17 protein-coding genes are annotated in these 19,974 nt (G+C 59.8%); 8 read left to right on the forward strand and 9 right to left on the reverse strand.

Annotation, left to right across the window (positions count from 1 at the left end; translation table 11 throughout):
- The first annotated feature begins 4 nt into the window (after positions 1-4).
- The 4 genes from JM93_RS15020 (at position 5) to hemA (ending at position 3,735) form a co-directional block, all read left to right on the forward strand.
- On the forward strand, positions 5-709 hold the full coding sequence (locus JM93_RS15020) for a c-type cytochrome (protein WP_145344973.1): 705 nt from the start codon (positions 5-7) through the stop codon (positions 707-709).
- Positions 710-734: 25 nt separating this feature from the next.
- Entirely contained in the window at positions 735-1,994 is a 1,260-nt protein-coding gene (locus tag JM93_RS15025; RefSeq protein ID WP_145344976.1) for an NAD(P)/FAD-dependent oxidoreductase, read from the forward strand.
- A gap of 92 nt (positions 1,995-2,086) precedes the next feature.
- A complete protein-coding gene (locus JM93_RS15030) occupies positions 2,087-2,521 on the forward strand; it encodes a DUF302 domain-containing protein (protein ID WP_145344980.1) in 435 nt (144 codons plus the stop codon).
- Positions 2,521-3,735 (forward strand): 5-aminolevulinate synthase, encoded by a 1,215-nt coding sequence (gene hemA / locus JM93_RS15035; RefSeq protein WP_145344983.1) that lies wholly within the window; start codon positions 2,521-2,523, stop codon positions 3,733-3,735. Before JM93_RS15030 ends, hemA begins: the two co-directional genes overlap by 1 nt.
- A gap of 10 nt (positions 3,736-3,745) precedes the next feature.
- Here hemA and JM93_RS15040 read toward each other — a convergent pair whose 3' ends face one another.
- The 8 genes from JM93_RS15040 to JM93_RS15075 all read right to left on the reverse strand — a co-directional run bounded on the left by JM93_RS15040 (position 3,746) and on the right by JM93_RS15075 (position 13,080).
- The gene (locus tag JM93_RS15040) at positions 3,746-4,696 is read right to left on the reverse strand and encodes an MBL fold metallo-hydrolase (protein WP_145344986.1); all 951 of its coding nucleotides are present in this window, start codon (positions 4,694-4,696) and stop codon (positions 3,746-3,748) included.
- Positions 4,696-5,610: an MBL fold metallo-hydrolase gene (locus tag JM93_RS15045; RefSeq protein ID WP_145344989.1), complete on the reverse strand. Its 915-nt coding sequence runs from the start codon at positions 5,608-5,610 to the stop codon at positions 4,696-4,698. Before JM93_RS15045 ends, JM93_RS15040 begins: the two co-directional genes overlap by 1 nt.
- A gap of 144 nt (positions 5,611-5,754) precedes the next feature.
- Positions 5,755-6,705 carry an acetamidase/formamidase family protein gene (locus tag JM93_RS15050; protein ID WP_145344992.1) on the reverse strand — a complete coding sequence of 317 codons (951 nt, stop codon included), beginning with the start codon at positions 6,703-6,705 and terminating at the stop codon, positions 5,755-5,757.
- Positions 6,702-7,502, reverse strand: coding sequence for a FadR/GntR family transcriptional regulator (locus tag JM93_RS15055; protein ID WP_145344995.1), 801 nt, complete (start codon positions 7,500-7,502; stop codon positions 6,702-6,704). Before JM93_RS15055 ends, JM93_RS15050 begins: the two co-directional genes overlap by 4 nt.
- Complete coding sequence (locus tag JM93_RS15060; RefSeq protein WP_145344998.1) at positions 7,499-8,545, reverse strand: ABC transporter ATP-binding protein; 1,047 nt, start codon at positions 8,543-8,545, stop codon at positions 7,499-7,501. Before JM93_RS15060 ends, JM93_RS15055 begins: the two co-directional genes overlap by 4 nt.
- Positions 8,542-10,479, reverse strand: a complete 1,938-nt coding sequence (locus JM93_RS15065; protein ID WP_145345000.1) for a dipeptide/oligopeptide/nickel ABC transporter permease/ATP-binding protein — start codon at positions 10,477-10,479, stop codon at positions 8,542-8,544. Before JM93_RS15065 ends, JM93_RS15060 begins: the two co-directional genes overlap by 4 nt.
- On the reverse strand, positions 10,479-11,423 hold the full coding sequence (locus JM93_RS15070; RefSeq protein WP_145345003.1) for an ABC transporter permease: 945 nt from the start codon (positions 11,421-11,423) through the stop codon (positions 10,479-10,481). The genes JM93_RS15065 and JM93_RS15070 overlap by 1 nt, the downstream gene beginning before the upstream one ends.
- 97 nt (positions 11,424-11,520) lie before the next feature.
- Entirely contained in the window at positions 11,521-13,080 is a 1,560-nt protein-coding gene (locus JM93_RS15075; protein WP_145345005.1) for an ABC transporter substrate-binding protein, read from the reverse strand.
- A gap of 143 nt (positions 13,081-13,223) precedes the next feature.
- Between JM93_RS15075 and JM93_RS15080 the strand changes: the two genes are divergently transcribed.
- On the forward strand, positions 13,224-14,465 hold the full coding sequence (locus JM93_RS15080; RefSeq protein ID WP_145345008.1) for a Zn-dependent hydrolase: 1,242 nt from the start codon (positions 13,224-13,226) through the stop codon (positions 14,463-14,465).
- Between the two features lie 161 nt (positions 14,466-14,626).
- Here JM93_RS15080 and JM93_RS15085 read toward each other — a convergent pair whose 3' ends face one another.
- Complete coding sequence (locus tag JM93_RS15085; RefSeq protein WP_145345011.1) at positions 14,627-16,447, reverse strand: ABC-F family ATP-binding cassette domain-containing protein; 1,821 nt, start codon at positions 16,445-16,447, stop codon at positions 14,627-14,629.
- 181 nt (positions 16,448-16,628) lie between these two features.
- Between JM93_RS15085 and JM93_RS15090 the strand changes: the two genes are divergently transcribed.
- From JM93_RS15090 to oppB, 3 genes are all read left to right on the forward strand, one after another.
- Entirely contained in the window at positions 16,629-17,150 is a 522-nt protein-coding gene (locus tag JM93_RS15090; RefSeq protein ID WP_145345014.1) for a BA14K family protein, read from the forward strand.
- A 217-nt stretch (positions 17,151-17,367) separates the two neighbouring features.
- Positions 17,368-18,951, forward strand: coding sequence for a peptide ABC transporter substrate-binding protein (locus JM93_RS15095; protein ID WP_145345017.1), 1,584 nt, complete (start codon positions 17,368-17,370; stop codon positions 18,949-18,951).
- Positions 18,952-19,041: 90 nt separating this feature from the next.
- A complete protein-coding gene (oppB, locus tag JM93_RS15100; RefSeq protein WP_145345020.1) occupies positions 19,042-19,965 on the forward strand; it encodes an oligopeptide ABC transporter permease OppB in 924 nt (307 codons plus the stop codon).
- Positions 19,966-19,974 lie beyond the last annotated feature (9 nt).

A 19,974-nucleotide genomic window follows, 5' to 3' on the forward strand; every position in this document is an offset into this window, starting at 1 on the left:
CGATATGCGGCTCTTCGGGATCATCTTTGTCATAGCTGCGGTGGCAATCTCTTCTGCCGCCGTTGCCGATGACTTTGGAGACCCGGCTGCCGGGGAGCAAGTTTACCGGCAATGCAAGAGCTGTCACCAGGTTGGCGATGGCGCAAAGCATCGGATTGGCCCGCATCTCAACGGAATATTCGGGCGTCAGGCTGCAAGCCATGACGGCTTTAGGTACTCCAAGGCTCTGAGCCGAGCGGGCACCAGCGGATTGGAATGGCATGCCGACACCCTGGATGCGTTCTTGGAAAATCCGAAAGCCATTGCCAGCGGAACGCGGATGAGTTTCCCCGGCCTCAAAAAACCCAAAGACAGGCTGGATCTGATCGCGTATCTGCGCGCCTTTTCCGACAACCCGGCCAATATACCAGAGGCTGATCCGACTGCATCGCCGACCGATCATGACATCGACCCAGCCATTCTCGCGCTGAAGGGTGATCCGGAATACGGAGAATATCTGAGCAGCGAATGCACCACATGCCATCAAACAAGTGGTGGTGATGACGGCATCCCGTCCATCGTGTTGTGGCCTGAGGAAGACTTCGTGCTCGCAATGCACGCCTACAAAAACAAGAAAAGGTCTCATCCTGTCATGCAGATGATGGCAGGACGGCTGAACGCGGAGGAGATAGCGGCGCTGGCTGCCTATTTTGCCGGGCTCGAGGAATAACAACAGTGCATTTATGGAGGAAGAAATGACACTGAACAGACGGCAGTTTATCGGAACTTCGGCCGCGATGGCGACGGTCCTTTCGGCGCCAATGGTCAAGGCACAAGGCAAACCGCGTGTGGTTGTCGTAGGTGGCGGCGCGGGCGGGGCGACGGCGGCCCGCTATCTGGCCAAAGATAGCAAAGGGGGCATTGATGTCACCCTGGTCGAGCCGACGCGGAAGTACTACACCTGCTTCTTTTCCAACCTTTATCTCGGCGGTTTCAAAGAAATCGAAGATATTGGCCACACCTACGGCGGCTTGGCGGCTGGTGGTGTGAATGTGGTCCATGATTGGGCCGTTGGTGTGGACCGGGCAGCCAAAACAGTCTCGCTGGCCGGTGGCGTTTCTGTTCCATACGACAAGCTGATTCTGAGCCCGGGCATCGACTTTGTGGATGGCGCTGTCGACGGGTGGGGGCTCAGCGCGCAAAACGCAATGCCCCATGCCTACAAGGCAGGATCTCAGTCCGAGCTCCTGAAGGCTCAGCTTCAGGCCATGCCGGAAGGCGGCGTGTTTGCAATGGTCGCTCCGCCCAACCCGTATCGTTGCCCGCCAGGCCCCTATGAGCGTGTGTCGATGGTGGCGCATTTCCTCAAGCAGAACAATCCGACGGCCAAAATTATCGTCGCGGATCCGAAACCGAAATTCTCCAAGATGTCCTTGTTCCAGGAAGGCTGGGCGAACCACTATGAAGGCATGGTCGACTGGATTGGCGAGGACTTCGGCGGGGGGAATGTGTCCGTCGATCCGGCCGCAATGACCGTGACCATCGACGGCGAAGAAACCAAAGTGGATGTCTGCAACGTGATCCCCGCCATGAAGGCAGGCCGGATTGCAGAGCTTGCAGGCGTCACCGATGGCAATTGGGCACCGGTGAACGCGGCGGACATGTCAACGAAAGCAGATGCGGACGTCTATGTGCTTGGCGACGCCGCAAGCCAGGGAGACATGCCCAAGTCAGGCTATTCCGCGAACTCTCAAGCCAAGGTTTGCGCCAACGCAGTCCGCGGTGCTCTTACAGGCTCAAAGGTGTTCCCGGCGAAGTTTGCCAACACCTGCTGGTCGCTTATCGCCTCGAACGATGGGGTCAAGGTTGGCGCAACCTATGAAGCAACGCCGGAAAAAATCGCCAAGGTTGACGGGTTTATTTCCCAAACAGGAGAAAGCGCCGACCTGCGCAAGGCGACCTACGAGGAATCCGAAGGGTGGTACACGGGCATCACCACCGACATGCTCGGATGATTAGAGATTGCGGCGCACCTGAGGTTTTTCAAACCTAAAAACCACGGGGCGCCGCAGTTCGAAGCTTGCCCGGCCACAAGGAGGCACAAGCTATGAAAAGCTTTATACTTGCTGCAGCGATGAGCATCGGCTTCATGGCTTCTGCGCAGGCAGAAGAGCCGTTTACCTATGCTTTCGATGGATCCTTTGAAGACGCCACCTTTGCTGTCGAGAACGCGATCGTCGGCCAGGGGCTCGTCATCGATTACGTCAGCCATGTGGGCGACATGCTGAACCGCACCGGTGAGGATGTCGGGAGCGAGGCGATGATATTCAAAAACGCCGATATTTTCTTGTTTTGCTCTGCGGTCATTTCCCGGCAGGTGATGGAAAAAGACCCCATGAACATCACCCATTGTCCCTACGGGATCTTCGTTATGGAGACCGACAATGGCGTCACCATCGGTCATAGGGACTATCCGGATGGATCCATGCAGGCAGTCGAGAACCTGATGCAGCAAATCGTTGCGGAGGCCGTGGGGAATTGATGGACTACAACGGCTTTTTTCGCGCAGAGCTCGACACTCTGCGAGAGGACGGGAATTACCGGACCTTCGCAGAACTTGAGCGCCACTGCGGCAACTTCCCCAATGCCAGCTGGCACAACGGTGCTGGGGACGTGAAGATCTGGTGTTCAAATGACTACCTCGGTATGGGCCAGCACCCCACTGTGCTGGCCGCTATGCATGAGGCCCTCGACCGGTGCGGCGCCGGGGCGGGAGGCACGCGCAACATTTCCGGCAACACGCATGATCATGCGCTTTTGGAGGCTGAGATTGCCGATCTGCACAACAAGGACGCCGCGCTTTTGTTCACCTCCGGGTATGTGGCGAACTGGTCGGCACTTGGAACGTTGGCCGCGCGCATTCCGGACTGCGTAGTCCTGTCTGATGCGCTCAATCATGCCTCTATGATTGAGGGGATCCGGCATAGCCGCGCCGGAAAGGTGATTTGGAAACACAACGACCTTGAGGATCTGGAGAGAAAGCTCGCCGAGCTCCCGGACGGGCAGCCAAAACTGATCGCGTTCGAGAGCGTTTATTCGATGGATGGCGACATCGCACCAATTCGCGAGATCTGTGACTTGGCGGATCGCTACGGGGCGATGACCTATCTTGATGAGGTGCACGCGGTCGGGCTTTATGGCGCGCGCGGTGCCGGTATCGCCGAGCGGGACGGGGTCATGGACCGCATTACCGTGGTTGAAGGCACTCTTGGAAAGGCGTTCGGAGTTGTGGGCGGTTACATCGCCGCATCGGCCGAGCTTTGCGACTTTGTGCGTTCATTTGCCAGCGGGTTCATATTCACCACAGCCCTACCGCCATCAGTTGCCGCGGGTGCAGCAGCTTCGATCCGGCATTTAAAGTGCAGCAGTGAAGAGCGCCGCCGGCAGCAGGAGAATGTTGCTGCAGTCCGCCGACGTCTTGATGAAATCGGTCTGCCGCATCTGGACAATCCGAGCCATATCATCCCGGTCATGGTAGGCGATCCGGTGAAGTGTAAATTCATTTCGGACGTTTTGTTGAAAGACCACGGGATCTACATCCAGCCCATCAATTATCCGACGGTTCCGAAGGGGAGCGAACGCCTCCGCATCACACCGTCTCCGGTTCATTCCCAAGAGGACATCGCGCACCTGGTGACCGCGCTGGAGAGCCTATGGACCCGGTGCGAACTGGCACGCCGGCCGGTCGCAGCGTAACGCTGCGGCCTCACTCAAATTCCATTTGTTCATAGACCCGGCCGGCATTTTTGGTCGCAAGTTCTTCGAACGTGTCGAGATGCGCATAGGGGGACTGGTCGACATAGTAGGCGTCGGCAAGGTCGCCGCCATCGTCCAGATGCTCGCCGATTTTTTTCCGTAGATAGGCAAGGTAGTCGCGCGTGTACCGGCGCACCTGCGCCATGTTGGTCGGGTGGCCATGGCCCGGAATGACATAGGTTGCGTTCAGGGCCTCAAAGCCGGTCTCCCATGTCTCCAGCCAGTCCGCGACAATTGTATCTTCGAAAATCGGCAGCATGCGTTCGTGAAACGCCATGTCGCCTGCGATCACAAGGCTCTGTTCCGGTAGCCAGACCTGGGTATCGCCGGGGCCGTGGGCCGGGCCGAGGTGCAGCACCTCGATCCGGAAATCTCCCATCTCGATGACATGCTTGTCTTGAAATGTTTCGGTCGGTGGAGCAACAAACGTGCCCTCGGCCTTGTCCCTGTTATAGCGTTTCATGACTTCCAGAATCTGGTTGCCGCGCTCTTCGATTTCGCGGGCGGCGTCGACATGGGCCAGGATCGGAACACCCTGTTCAGCCCAATAGGAATTGCCGAGCATTGCGTGCCCTTGGCCATTCTCATCGATGACTAGTCGCACGGGCTGGTCGGTATTGGCCTTGATCTCGTCGTGCAGTGCCTTAGCAAGGACATATGCCGCGCCGCCATTGATCACGATGACGCCATCCCCGGTGACGATGAAACTGAGATTGTTGTTGTGCCCGGAGTTTTCGTAGGTCGGCGGCGCGGTGGCGCCGATCGCCGACCAGACATGCGGAATGACCTCCACCGGCTTTGAATACAGCGGCGAGCCCGGGTATTGGTCGGCAATGTCCTCACTGGCATGCGCCGCGGACACCGCCAGAACGGCGGACAAAAGCACTCCAAGAACGCGCATCACGAAGCCTCCGGGACAAAGCGGAATTCGGAGTCGTTGCGCTCCACATGACCAATCCCGCCTTTGGGCAAATGGAAACCTGCGATCTTCAGATCGTCGGCGACGATCCGGTCGAAAAGGGCCGCGCGGGTTTTTGCGCCCAGATCGCTGTCTTGATCCGAACCGCTCGGCCATTCCGGCCGCATAAACGCAACATGATGATTGCCGATTGCGTCGCCGATCACCAGCGCCGCTTCGGAGCCTTGACGCACCTCGAAACTCATATGTCCCGGCGTGTGGCCGGGTGTTGAGACGGCTTGTATACCGGGCAGCACTTCGTCTCCGCCGTTAAAGAACTCAACCGCGTCCTCGATCGCCTCCAGCCGCCGTTTCGCACCGACGGCCATGGACGCACGGGCTTCTCCGATCGTGTTTACGGTCTCCGGGTTCATCCAATAGTCCCATTCCGCCCGGCCAATCATGTAGGTCGCATCGTAAAACAGCGGATCGTCAAACTCGTCAAGCAGGCCCCAAATGTGGTCAGGGTGGCCATGGGTGAAGACCACGTGGGTGACGTCTTCAGGTGCAACATCTACTTTGCCCAAGGCATCAAGCAGTTTTCCGGCCGAAGGCTGAAAGTCAGGTCCGGCTCCCACATCGAACAGCACGGTATTGGTTCCGTCCCGATAAAGAGAGACATTGCAGTCTGGTGTCAGCGTCGTCTTGGAGATCCCGGCCTGGCTCAAAAGCGGCGCCAGATCGTCCTGCGGCATGGGCTCGAAGATGAAGCTGCCAGGCAGGGTAAGATGCCCGTCGCTGAGGGTCGTGAGCGTGCCGTTGCCGATGGTCGTTTCCGCCACGGCGAACCGGGCAAGAGGCACACAAAACGGCATCGCGGCGCAGCCGGACAGAAAGGCACGGCGGGACAAAGACATGGCGTTCCCTTTCTTTAAATTCTTATATTTGAATATGTATGAAGAGAATACCCGGCACAAGCTCTTAAATGGACAATTTTCATCACTCACAGACCGGAGCCAAACCCGACGGCGGTGTAGGCTCTTTGGGACGGTATCAGGCCGTCAGCCCAGCACAAGGCGCGGGAAGTAAAACGACACGACCCAGTTTGGCGCGTCGACGATCTCCGAAATGCGCAGGTCGCCGCAGACCGAACACAGCATGTAGGAATCTTCGGCCGACATCTGGGTCATGCCGGTCAAAAGGTCGATCATCGAACTGACGCTGTCGCCGGCGGCCTGCATCAAATCAGGACCAACACCGGTTGTCACAGCATAGCCTTTGGCATCCAGATGGCGGGTGACGGGGCCTTCTGTGATGAAGCGCGGGGTCTTGGGCGCGGCGTTCTTGACCACTTCGACCGAAACAACAACATCCATTGCGCTTTCGATCGCTGTGCCGCAGACCTCACCATCGCCTTGTGCGGCGTGCGTGTCGCCGATTGAGAGCAGCGCGCCCGGCACTTCGACCGGAAGATAGAGCGTTGTTCCTGCGCACAGGTCGCGGATGTCCATGTTGCCGCCGACCCGGCGCGGGGGGATGACCGAGTGCCGGCCGGGAGCCGCGGGTGCAACGCCGATTGTCCCGATAAACGGTTTCAGCGGCACTCCCGCCTCGGAGGAGAACACGGCCGGCAGCTGCGCCGCCGTATCATAGGACCACAACTTGAGCGCCGGGTCGGTGAACTGGTCCGCCAGCAGCCCGAAACCGGGTATGATGGCCGACCAGCCGAAACCGGAGGGGTTGAACTCCTCAATCACGATCTTGAGGGCATCGCCGGGCCCGGCGTCTTCAATGAAGACCGGCCCTGTGACGGGATTTGCAAGGTCCGGGTTCATCCGGCCGACGTCTTCTGCCGTGCTTTCGGCGTTGAAGTGCCCTCCGGCTGCGTCCTTGCATTCAAACAGAAGCCTATCGCCGCTTTGTGCCGTGCGCACCGGCTCAATCGTCCGGTCCCAGCCCAGATGCGTCGAGTGCTTGTGGATCGTATGCGCAAGGTGCAGGTGCTGGCTCATATGGACACGTCCCCGGTTCTGGCCGTCGTTGGTTCTTCCGCGCTCCGGCCGCGCATGGCCGCGCGTTCGAGCATGAATTTCTCCGCCTCGATCATGTGGCCGCGCATGATCATCCGGCACAGTTCCGCGTCCCCCACCTTGATCGCTCTGAGCAATCGAACCTGATAGTGCAGCCCGGTCTCCCGCAGCGACGGGTTTTTCTCCCAATAGATAGACCGGCAGACCGTCATGTCCCGAAGCAGGCTGAGGAGGAAGGAACAGGTGAACGCGAGAATGGGGTTCGGGCAATGGCGCGTCAGCTCTTCGTGGAAGTCGAGCTCGGCAAGGCGCTGGGCATACTCCTGTTCGGCCGTCTCCGGTTCGTCCTCGTAAAGCCGGATGCAAGACTGCAGCGACTGGAACGCCGTTTCGGTCAAATGGCCCGCAACTGAGGCCGCAAGCTCGGGCTCCAGCTGCTTGCGCAGGGTGTAAATGTCGGAAATGGAGGGCGGCTTGAACAGGAACAGGTTGTCGAGCAGGCGGATTGCCTCGCCCGGTTCAACGGCAGCGACGAACACGCCGCCACCGGGGCCGCTGCGGCTGGTGATCAGCCCCTGGAATTCCAGCACCTTGAGCGCTTCTCGAAGCGTTCCCCGGGATACCTTGACCATCTCCGGTGCGAGCCAATCGTTGGGCAGGCGGTCGCCCGGCTTCAAGCCGGCTTCGACGATCTGTTCGCGGATCTTTCGCGCCAGCGCATCGGGCCTGCGCAGGCGTTTGCGGGTCTTGACGTCTGGTGAGCCGTCTGATGCAGTCATGTGGTGTCCGGTGCAACATTCGCTTTGACCGCTTCTGCCGGTGCGAGCGGATGATGGCAAGCTGCAAAATGAGCGTCGTCTGTCCCCTTTGCAGCATCGGGGGCCGGTTTTTCTGCAAGGCAAAGCGAGGTTGCCTGGCCGCATCTGGCCGCGAAGGCGCAGCCCTTCGGCGGATTATAGGGATCAGGCAACTCGGCGGCCGCGTCCTCCGACATCAGGTTGTGACGGCCGGGCGCCGGGGCCGAGCGCATCAACAGATCCGTGTAAGGATGGAGCGGCGCGCGGAAAACCTCACGGGCCGGGCCGACTTCCGCCAGACGGCCGAAATACATCACCGCCACCCGGTCGCTGACGCTCTCGACGACGGACAGGTCGTGGCTGATGAAGATGTAGGTCAGCCCGAACTGGGCCTTCAGGTCATCCAGAAGATTGAGAACCTGGGCCTGCACAGAGACATCCAGCGCCGAGACCGGTTCATCCAGAACAATCAGCTCCGGCTTGGCGGCAAGAGCGCGGGCAATGCCGATCCGCTGCGCCTGGCCGCCGGAAAACTCGTGCGGATAGCGCTCCAGAAACTCGGGCGAAAGGTTCACCGCCTGAAGCATGTCCGCCAGCCGCTTTTCCCGGCCGTCTGCGTCAAGGCGGGTCAGGTGCTTCAAGGGCGCTTCCAAAATGGAGCGGATGGTCTTGCGCGGATTGAGCGAGGCGACCGGATCCTGGAACACATACTGGACCTTGCTGGCCAGCGCCTTGCGGTCCTTCCGCGACAGGGCGCCAAGATCCTGGCCTTCAAAGGTGATCGTTCCAGCCGTTGGATGATCAAGGCCGGTCACCAGCCGGGCAAGGGTCGACTTGCCGCAACCGGATTCGCCGACAACGCCAAGGGTTTCGCCGCGCTTGACATCAAGACTGACGCCCTGAACGGCATGGACCGCGGGATTGTGCCCGCCGAACAGTTTCCGTTCGCCGCCGAACACCCGTTCGATATCCGTCATGGCCAGAAGCGGGGCCCCGCCGGTGCCTGGAGGGGACTGCTGGTTCATGCGTCTTCTCCCTTGCCGAGCGGAAACAGGCACCGCACGCCACTGTCCCCGGTGGTCATTTCAAGTTCAATTTCGCCCCGGCGGCACGCGGCCCGGGCGCGCGGGCATCTGGCGGCAAAGGCGCATCCGTCCGGCAGGTTGTTCACGACCGGCGGACGGCCCTCGATGGCATCGACCCGGCGTTCGGGCTGGCCCAGGACCGGCACACAGTCGATCAGCTTCGCGGTGTAGGGATGCCGCGGGTTGGACAACACGTCCTCGGTGGTTCCCGTCTCCACGATCTTGCCCGCATACATGACGGCGACCCGGTCGCATAACGCCGAGACGACCCCGAAATCGTGGGTGATGAACAGCACCGCGGTGTTCTTCTCGCGCCGCAGGCCGTTCATCAGGGTCAGCACCTGCGATTGAACGGTGACATCGAGCGCGGTGGTCGGCTCATCGGCAATCAGCACCTTCGCGTCATTCGCCAGCGCCATGGCAATGCAGACCCGCTGGCGCATGCCGCCGGACAGTTCATGCGGATAGGCGGACAGGCGCTCTTTTGCATTCGGGATGCGGACCAGCGTCAGCAGCTCGACCGCCTTGTCCGTCAGCGCCTTTCCGGACAGTGGCTGGTGCGTGCTGATGGCTTCCTTGAGCTGGTCACCCACGGTGAACAGGGGATGGAGGGTCGACAGCGGATCCTGAAAGACATAGGCAACGGTCCCGCCGCGCAGATCCTTAATGCGCCGGTTGCTGGCGGCAAACAGATCTTCGCCCTCCAGATAGGCCGCGCCGCCGGATATGCGGCCGGGCGGGGTTGGCACCAGCCCCATGATCGACATGGCGGTGACCGACTTGCCCGAGCCGCTTTCCCCGACAATGCCCAGGCATTCGCCCTGCTTCAGATGCAAATCGACGCCGCCGACGGCCTTGTAGACCGATGAGCCTATCTGAAACTCCGTGCGCATGCCGCGCACGTCCAGAACACCGTCTTCGCTGGACGGTTGCGGCACGGAAGTGCAGTCGCGCTCGACCGCCGTGCGGGATACCGGACGGGTCAGCGACCCGGCTCTCAGGCGCGGATCGAGAATGTCGCGCACGCCGTCGCCGAACAGGTTGATGCTCATGACGAGCGCAAAGATCATCAGGCCCGGGATGATCGACACATGCGGGGCGGTGAAAAGGATCTTCCGTCCTTCGCCCAGCATCGAGCCGAGGTCGGCCTGCGGCGGCTGCGCACCAAGGCCCAGAAACGACAGCCCGGCCGTTTCCAGGATCATCCAGCCGATGGTGGTCGACATGGTGATCACGATCACCGGCAGCACGTTGGGCAGGATTTCGAGAAACAGGATCTGGACCGGGGATTTTCCCGACAATCTTGCCGCATCGACGAATTCGCGCCGGGACAGCCCCAGCGTGATCCCGCGGATGTTGCGGGCAAAGAACGGGATGTTGACCAGCGCAATGGCGTAGAGCGCGTTCAACAGCCCCGGGCCGAGCACGGCCACAATTGCGAGGGCGAGCAGGATGTAGGGAAAGGCCATGACCATGTCGATGCCGCGCATGATTACGGCATCGGTGCGCCCGCCCGCATACCCGGCCACAAGCCCGAGCAGCGAGCCGAAAAACGCGGCAATGGCGGTTGCCGACAGGCCGACGGCAAGAGAGACGCGCGTGCCCCAGATCAGCCGGGAGAGCAGATCCCGGCCCAGATGATCCGTGCCCAGAAGATGCCCTTCGCTGAAGACCGGCAACAACCGGTTGGCCGGCGCGGTCACATCCGGATCGGGCAGGGGCAGGATCGGGGCGGCGAGGGCGATCAGGCAGATCGCCAGGAGAACGGCAAGGCCGGATGTTGCCAGCGTGTTGTTCAGCAACAGCGCGGCGGTGCCCGGCCGGTTGGAGTTCGGCGCCGGTTTTGCTGGTGCGGAAAGCGTTGTTTCGGCCATCAGCGCAACCTCGGATCCAGCAGGGTCTGCACGACGTCGGCCAGCAGATTGAACAGGACATAGGCTGCCGCGACCACCAGAACGCCGCCCTGAACCAGCAGGAGATCGCGGGTGGAGATGGCCTTCACCAGCATGGAGCCGATGCCGGGCCACTGGAACACGGTTTCGATATAGACCGCGCCGCCGATCACGAAACCGGCCTGGATGCCGATCACCGGAATGATGCTGACAAGGGCGGACTTGAAGGCGTGCTTGTAAATCACCTTGCGTTCGCTCAGGCCCTTGGCGCGGGCCGTGCGGATATAGTCCTGGCGCAGAACCTCAAGCATGGCGGTCCGCGTCAGGCGCGCAATCACGCCGGTTGCGACCACCGACAGCGTGAAGGCGGGCAGGGCAAGGTGATGGAGAAGGTCGGGCAGGTCGCCGCCGCCATAGATCGCATACATGCCCGAGACCGGGAAAAGCTTCAGATTGACCGCAAAGACGAGGATCAGCAGCAGGCCGAGCCAGAAGGACGGCGTTGAAATGCCGATCAGCACCAGAAGCGTGATGGCCTTGTCGGCCCAGCCATACTGGCGTACGGCAGAAATGATCCCGGCGATCAGCCCGAGGATCGAGCACAGCACGAGCGCGGTCCCGGCGAGGATCAGCGTGGCCGAAAACCGTTCCAGAACCTCGTCGAGAACGGGCCGGTTGAGCGTGTAGGAGCGCCCGAGATCGCCTTCAAACAGATTGCCGATCCAGATGAGGTATTGCTCGACCAAGGTCTTGTCGAGGCCGAGGTCCTTGTTGAGCTTGGCGACATTTTCCGGTGTGGCGTAAGAGCCCAGAATGGCGGTTGCCGGATCGCCGGGGATCATGGCCATGATCAGGAAGACGATGATGGTCAGCCCGAACAGGACCGGGATGGCAGCCAGAAGACGTTTGGCAATATAGCCGGCCAATGCACTCTCCCCCATTGGCACGAATGAAAAGCATGTGTGCTGCAACTGCACGCAAACGGCCCCGGCAACACCGCGATGGCGCCGCCGGGGGCTGTCGTCACATCGGTTTCTTCACATCCTGAAGCATCAGGAAGAAGGACGGCTGAAGCTTGAAGTCTTCAACGGAGGCCTTGGTCACCGCGTTCTGTTTCCAGTTCGCGACAAAGACCCAGGGCGCATCGTCCTGCACGATCTCCTGCATTTCCTTGTAGAGCGCGGCGCGCTCGGATTGATCGGTCACCTGACGGGCCTTTTCCAGAAGTTCGTCGACCTTCGGGTTGGAGTAGTAGCCCGAGTTGAAGCCGCCGTTTTCCGGCATGGCTTCGGTGCGCAGAGCCAGGAAGGGCAGGGTGTCGGGATCGTTGGTCATCCACGCCATCTCGGCCATGGCTGCCTGACCCTCCAGACCCGGATTGACCTTGCCCAGGAAGGTGTTCCACTCGTAGGTCTCGATCTTCACGTTCATGCCGACCGCTTCCAGATCGGCCTGGATCGCCGTTCCCATGGCAACCGGATCGAGCATTCCGGACCCGCCTTCGGTGACGAAGAAGGTGATTTCCTCACCCACGTAGCCGGCTTCAGCGAGCAATGCCTTGGCCTTTTCCGGATCATACGGATAAGGCTCCAGCGTCTCGTTGTAGGCCCAGGCGAATGCGGGCGGGGTCGGGCCTGCGGCAACTTCCGCCGTGCCCTGCAGGATGTTGTCGACCAGGGCCGTCTTGTTGATCGCGTAGTTGGCGGCCTGACGGGCGGCCTTGCTGTCGAATGGCGCTTCCCGGGTGTTCAGGATCAGGAACCAGACATGAGGTCCTGCCTGTTCCAGAACCGAGAAATTTTCGTCCTGCTTGAATTGCTGCAGGCTGTCGGGCGGCACCTCGACCATCACGTCCAGACCGCCGGACAGCATTTCGGCAATCCGCGTGTTGGCATCGGTGATCGGGCGGTAGATAACGGCTTCCAGATCCGGCGCGCCGTCCCAATAGGCCTCGTTTTTCACGGCGACCATTTTGGCATTGGCGTCCCATTCGGCGAACTTGTAGGCGCCCGTGCCGGACGGGTTGCGGCCAAAGTCGGCGCCGTGCTGCCTGACGGCCTCCGGCGACACGATCAGGCCGGTCGGATAGGCAAGATTGGACAGGAACGGCGCATAGGGCGCGCTCAGCTTGAAGGTCACGGTCATGGGGTCTTCGGCGATGACCTCTTCGACGGTCGAGAAGAAGAACGCCAGCGGAAACGGCCCGGTGTCGTGATAGGGGTGGTCTTCCTTCAGCATCCGGTCGAAATTGAACTTCACCGCTGCGGCATTGAAGTCGGACCCGTCATGGAACTTGACGCCTTCCCGGAGTTTGAATGTGTAGGTCTTTCCGTCGCCGGAAATCGTCCAGCTTTCCGCCAGGGACGGCTCGACCTCCAGCGTGCCGTCCTTGTAGCGGACCAGACCGTCATAAAGGTTCAAGAGAATGCGGAAGTCGTTCACGGCGGTGACCGCATGCGGATCCAGCGACTTGGGTTCCGCGATCTGCCCGACAACCAGCACATTGGGCGGTGTCTGCGCATGCACCGGGGGCGCAAACGCCACAAAGGCCGAGGCAAGCGCCGTGGCCAGAAGCTTCTTCATGATTATTCCCCTCGTTTTGGCTTTGAATAATTAATCATGTTTAATTGCGTCGTCGCAATAATTATTTCATATTGATTTCAACTCTGGCGATTGCTCTTGGCAGGCTTGCTATTCCAAACGTCTGAATCTTTGAAGGAAATTCCATGAGCCTGGCGCCGGCGAAAATCGATCTGGATCGTCTCAGGGCCCTGCTTGCCGGGGTCAACGCCTTCGGGGCCAATCCGGTGACGGGCGGGTTCAACCGGCCGGGGTTCTCCGATGCGCACATGGCCTGCATTTCCTGGTTTGAAGACCAGATGCGCGCAGACGGCCTGGCGACACGCCGGGACGGGGCGGCCAACCTGTTCGGCCGCCTGGGCGATCCGGACGGTCCTGCCATCCTGATCGGCTCGCATCTGGATACGGTGATCGAAGGCGGTGCGTTCGACGGCGCGTTGGGCGCGTGTGTCGCGCTGGAATGCGTGCGCGCGATCAAGGAGGCGGGGCTGACGCTCAAGGTCCCGATTGAAGTGGCCGCAACCTCGGAGGAAGAGGGTCGGTTTGGCGGCATGTTGGGCTCGCAAACAATCACCGGCCAGGTCAGCCCCGGCTGGCTGGAGACCGCAGCCGATGCCGGAGGTTTCTTGCTGACAGACGCCATGACTGCGCAAGGTTTGGACCCGCAAGCCATTTTCACATCCGCCCGCCCGCCCGGCAGCGTGAAAGCCTTTCTTGAGCTTCACATCGAACAGGGTCCTGTTCTGGAGGCGGAGGGGATCGCGATCGGTGTCGCGGACCGGGTGTCGGGCGTGTGCTCTCTGGAATGCGTCCTCTTCGGCGCTGCCAACCATTCGGGCACGACGCCGATGGACATGAGGGCCGATGCGTTTGCCGGTCTGGCGGAGGTGAGCGCGGCTATTCCCGACCTTGTTCGTGACCACGGGACGGACCAGAGCCGGATCACCATCGGCCGGGTCGACCTGACGCCAAACCATCCGCATACCATCCCCGGAATGGCCGCATTCACGGTCATATTGCGGGATGTCGATGAAGCGGTGATGCGGGCGCTGAAGCGGGAACTGAGCAAAGTCATCCGGCGCAAAGCGGACAAGAATGGGCTGACGCACAGGATTTTTGAACGCAGCTGGCTGCCGCCGGCCGCCCTCGACGTCCCTCTAGCGGACCATGCCCTGCGGATCGCCGGGGCGCTCGGGGTTCCGGCCAAACGCATGCCGTCCGGTGCGGGCCATGATGCCCAGACCATGCAGGCCCTGTGCCCGTCGCTGCTTGTGTTCGTTCCAAGCCGGAACGGGATCAGCCACGCGCCCGAAGAACACAGCAACTGGGCCGATATCGAAAAAGGCGCCAACCTGATGCTTCAGCTCCTGACCGATCTTACCACCTGAAGGGCCGGGCCGTTGGTCGACAAACGCTCTGTGCACCGAAACAGCGCTTTGGTGCCCACAGTTCCGAGGTGCACACACCCCTCCATAAGATCTGACTGGTTTCGGCTATGCCAGGGTAGGCAGGTGGTGCAAGCTCATAAGGGCGGGTGCGAAACGACGCGTCAGCCAGCCGCTTGTTCATTGAGCATTTCAAGTTCAAGCCATTGCTCTTCGGCGCTGTCTTTTTCGTTTGTGAGCTCTGTGATCCTGGCGGTCAGTTTGGAAAATTTATCCGGGTTTTTGCTGTACAGCTCGGGGTCGGCCATCTCGGCATTGAGCTTTTCCAGCTTTTTCTCGATGTCGGCAATCGTATCCGGCAGGGTTTTCAAAAGATGCTGCTGTGTGAAACTGAGTTTGGATTTTGGCGCTGCTTTCGGCTTTTGCTTTAGAGCCTCGGTGCTGTTGCCCAACGGCTTTTTGGTGGCTGGCTTGTCAGACTGTCTCGCCGTGACACCTTCGCCGCGCTGGGCAATCATGTCCGAATAGCCTCCGGCATACTCCTGCCAGCGGCCGGAGCCTTCCGAGACAATCACCGACGTGGCCACCCGGTCGAGAAAGTCTCGATCGTGGCTGACGATCAACGCGGTGCCTGGATAGTCTGCAAGCAGTTCCTGAAGCAGATCAAGGGTTTCCAGATCCAGATCGTTGGTCGGCTCGTCGAGCACCATCAGATTTGACTTGTTGGCCAGCGCGCGCGCCAGCATGACACGGGCGCGTTCACCGCCCGACAGCACACCCACGGGCGTGCGCGCCTGTTCCGGCGAAAACATAAAGTCCTTCATATAGGACATGACGTGTTTGGTTTCTTCGCCGATCACAACGGTATCGCCGCGCCCGCCTGTCAGCACCGAGGAGAGCGTATCATTGGGGTCCAGATTTTCGCGCTTTTGGTCAAGAGTGACCATCTCCAAATTGGTCCCGAGCCGGATCGAGCCACTGTCAGGGGCAAGTTCGCCGGTCAGCATCTTCAACAAGGTTGTCTTGCCTGCGCCGTTGGCGCCGACCAGGCCGACCCGGTCACCGCGCTGAATTCGGCTGGAGAACTCCTTGACGATGGGCCGTTCGCCAAACGTCTTGGAAATACCTTTGGCTTCGATCACCAGCTTTCCGGAAACTTCGGCTTCGGTTGCCGCAAGCTTGGCCGTGCCTTGCGGGCCGCGGTGCTCGCGCTTTTGCTTGCGCAGGTCCGCTAGCTCCCGCACGCGGCGCATGTTGCGTTTGCGCCGAGCGGTGACGCCGTAGGTCATCCAGTGTTCTTCGCGTTTGATCTTTTGGGCCAGCTTTTGCTGGTCGATCTCCTCCTGCTCGAACACGTCGTCGCGCCAGGTTTCGAAATGCGCAAAGCTCTTGTCCATGCGTCGGGAAACACCTCGGTCGATCCACACCGTGGCGCGGGATAGATTTTCCAGAAACCGCCGGTCATGCGAAATGAGAACGATGGCCGACTTTAAGCTTTTGAGCTCGCTTTCAAGCCATTCGATGGCAGGCAGATCCAGATGGTTGGTCGGCTCGTCGAGCAACAGAATATCCGGTTCGGGCGCAAGTGTTCGGGCGAGGGCAGCCCGGCGCGCCTCACCGCCAGACAAGGCAGACGGGTCTTCTTTACCGGTGAGGCCAAGGACGTCGAGCAGGTACTGGCCCCGGTAGGGGTCATCGCCCGGCGCAAGTCCTTCGTTCACATAATCGAGGGTTGACGCATAGGCTGACAGGTCCGGTTCCTGTGGCAGATAGCGCAAGGTGCGGCCCGGTTGAAAGAAACGCTCGCCACTATCCGCTTCGATCATGCCCGCAGCGATCTTCAGCAAGGTCGATTTGCCAGACCCGTTGCGTCCCACCAGACACAGACGCTCGCCCTCGGAGACCGACAGGTCGGCTCCGGTCAGGAGCGGAGTGCCGCCGAAAGTCAGTTCTATATCGCGCAGGAGCAGGAGGGGTGGAGCCATTTGTTTTTATACCGCGTCATGTGTGCCGAGGGGCCGTCTAGCGGGTTCTGACACAAATTGCGACCGTTTCAAGGGGCATTCACAAAATGGGCATGACTGGGATTCTTGAGCCTTTTTGCGCTATGATGGGGGCGGGCATGGGGAAGTACTACCGTTTCACGCGATGACAAAGGCGGGAAAAATGGCGTTGTTCCATGACTTTAGGGGAAAGAATCTTGGGATTCTGGCGTTAGCGCTGCTTTGCGCCGTCGTTGGTTTTCCAGTGTCTGGTGAGGCCAAGAACCGCCACCACTACGGCGGTGGAATATACGTTGGATCTGGCGTCGGCGTCGGTGTTGGCACCGGGGGAGCCTATTTCGGCTACTATGGCGGCCGAGGGTATCATCCACCTCGGCACTACAAACCGAGGCACTACCGCCCCCGGCACTATCGGCCGAGATATTATGCCCCGCGCTACTATCCCAGACGCGTTTACCGGGCTTACCCCTTTCCACCGCCGCTGACGATCTATCCGCCGCGGTCCAGGGTTTATGTTGCGCCTGGCCCCTATGTGGCACCGCGTGGTGCGGTTCCGCCGACCAAGACCGGGATCCCTCCCTTCACCCCGGCGTGGTATGCCTATTGCTCGCGGAAATTCAAATCGTTCGACCCGCGCACCGGCACCTATCTTGCCTATAGCGGCAATGTGCGTTACTGCCGCTGACTGCGGCCGGCATTACTGACCTTAGGTAATATATCTTCCATTGTGGGATTAACGGGGAAAGATTTCCCCATTTAATGGAGATGTGTGCATTAACGTCGCTTATCACGGCAAAAATGTGAAACATGACGTTAAGTGATGCTTGATAACTGGTTAAGAGCGTGGAATCTTGTGCCCTTAACGTATCCGAAAGTCTAAACAACCAAGAGGGGAGACCGATATGTTTAAGTCCCTGCGCGTTGGCGCGCTTGCGGCGGCACTAATGGCGGCAACATCACTTACCGCTGTCGCTGAAGTTGTCCTTCACCGTGACAATGGCGGCGAGCCGGAAACACTTGATCCGCACAAGACGTCCGTTACCACCGAAAACAACATCCTGAAGGACATGTATGAAGGTCTGATCGGCCTGTCCGCGGATGGCAAGCTCATTCCGGGCATGGCGGAAAGCTGGACCATTTCCGACGATGGCACGGTCTACACCTTTAACTTGCGTGATGCGAAATGGTCAAACGGTGACCCGGTCGTCGCCGGCGATTTCGAATATTCACTGCGCCGCATCATGGATCCGGCCACCGGCGCAAAATATGCGACAGTGCTGTATCCGATCAAGAATGCTGAAAAAGTGAACAAAAGCGAGCTTCCTAAGGAAGAGCTCGGCGTCAAGGCGATCGACGACAAGACGCTTGAGATCACTCTGGAAAGCCCAACCCCGTATTTCCTCGGCCTCCTGCAGCACCAAACCGGACTTCCGGTTCATCCCGCAACCGTTGAAGAGCACGGCACAGATTTCGTTCGGCCGGAAAACGTCGTCACCAACGGCGCCTTCATAATCACCGAGTTCGTGCCGAACTCTCACGTCACCGTGGTTCGCAACGAGAACTACTATGGCAATGACGACGTTCAGATCGACAAGGTTGTCTTCCACAACATCGAAGACCGCGGTGCTGCGGTGCGCCGGTTCGAGGCAGGTGAATTTCACATCGTGGACGAAGTGCCGACCGAACAAATGGCACATGTGAAGTCGACCATGGCAGACCAGCTTTTGGTCGCTCCTTATCTGGGTACATATTATTATGCACTCAACCATGAGTCAGAGAAGCTGAAGGATCCAGGCGTTCGCCAGGCCCTGTCTATGGCAATTGACCGCGAGTTCCTGGCAGACGAAATTTTCGCCGGAACGATGTCTGTTGCCTATTCAATCGTTCCACCCGGGATCGACAATTACGGCGAGCCGGCTTATGCGGAGTACAAAGGTCAGTCGATGATCGACCGCGAAGACGAGGCCCGCGAACTGCTTGAGGCGGCCGGCTACAACGAAAGCAATCCGCTCAAGCTGGAGCTTCGCTACAACACCAACGAAAACCACAAGAACGCGGCCATTGCGATCGCGGACATGTGGAAGCCGCTCGGTGTGGAAGTGTCCATGCTCAACACCGATGTGAAGACGCACTACGCGCATTTGCGTGATCAGGGCGATTTCGACGTCGCCCGGGCTGGCTGGATCGGTGATTATTCCGACCCGCAAAACTTCCTGTTCCTGGTGGAATCCGACAATACGGGCTTCAACTACGCCCGGTACAACAATCCTGAGTACGATGCACTCATGGACAAGGCTGCAGCGACGCTGGATCTGGAAAAGCGCGCAGACATCATGAAACAGGCTGAAGTGCTGTTCATGCGCGATCTGCCGTTCATACCGATCCTGCATTACAGCTCGAAGAAGCTCGTCTCCGACAAGATCTCCGGTTACGAACCGAACCTGCGTGACGAACACCAGAGCCGCTGGATCACAGTGTCCGAATAATCCGATGATCGGAACCCGGCAGGCCCGCCAAGGCCTGCCGGTTTTCGCAAGGCGGCGTCAGACCGCCCTCAAAAAAGCGAGGACTTCCTCATGCTCCGATACGTGATCGGGCGATTGCTGACAGCAATCCCGACCCTGTTTTTGATCATCACCATCTCATTCTTCCTGATCCGGATTGCACCGGGCGGCCCGTTCGATCTTGAACGGCCTTTGGAAGCCAAGGTGATGGAAAACCTGAATAAGATTTATCATCTCGATGAGCCGCTTTGGATGCAGTATGTGCTGTATCTGAAAAATGTTGCGGTTCTCGATTTCGGGCCAAGCTTCTATCTGCGTGACTTCTCGATCAACGAGTTATTCGCACAAAGCTTGCCGATCTCTATCCAGCTCGGAACCTCGGCTCTTGCTTTGGCGCTCGTGGTCGGCGGGTTTATGGGCGTGATGGCCGCACTGCGGCAGAATGGTCCGGGCGATTATTCGATTATGGCTGCGGCAACCCTCGGAGTGACCATTCCGAATTTTGTCGTTGCGCCGGTTTTGACGCTCATCCTTGGTGTGTGGCTCGGCTGGCTGCCGGTCGGAGGCTGGGGCGGAGGCGCTTTCGTCAACAAGATCTTGCCGGTTGTGACGCTTGCCTTGCCACAGATCGCCGTGGTCGCGCGCCTGACCCGAGGTTCGATGATTGAGGCTCTGCGGTCGAACCATGTCAGAACAGCGCGTGCGTATGGCTTGAGCGCCTATCTCGTGATCGTCGTTCACGCCTTGCGCGGGGCGATCCTGCCGGTCGTGTCCTATCTCGGCCCGGCTGCGGCTGCACTTCTCACCGGCTCGGTGGTTGTCGAATCCATTTTCGGCATTCCCGGCATTGGCCGTTATTTCGTTCAAGGCGCGCTGAACCGCGACTACACGCTCGTCATGGGCACTGTGGTTGTCGTCGCCTGCTTTGTGATTGTGTTCAACCTGGTCGTGGATCTGCTCTATGCGCTGCTTGATCCGCGCGTGCGCTACGACTGAGGAGAACTC

It is taken from the genome of Roseibium hamelinense (genome assembly GCF_007830545.1).
GTDB lineage: Bacteria > Pseudomonadota > Alphaproteobacteria > Rhizobiales > Stappiaceae > Roseibium > Roseibium hamelinense.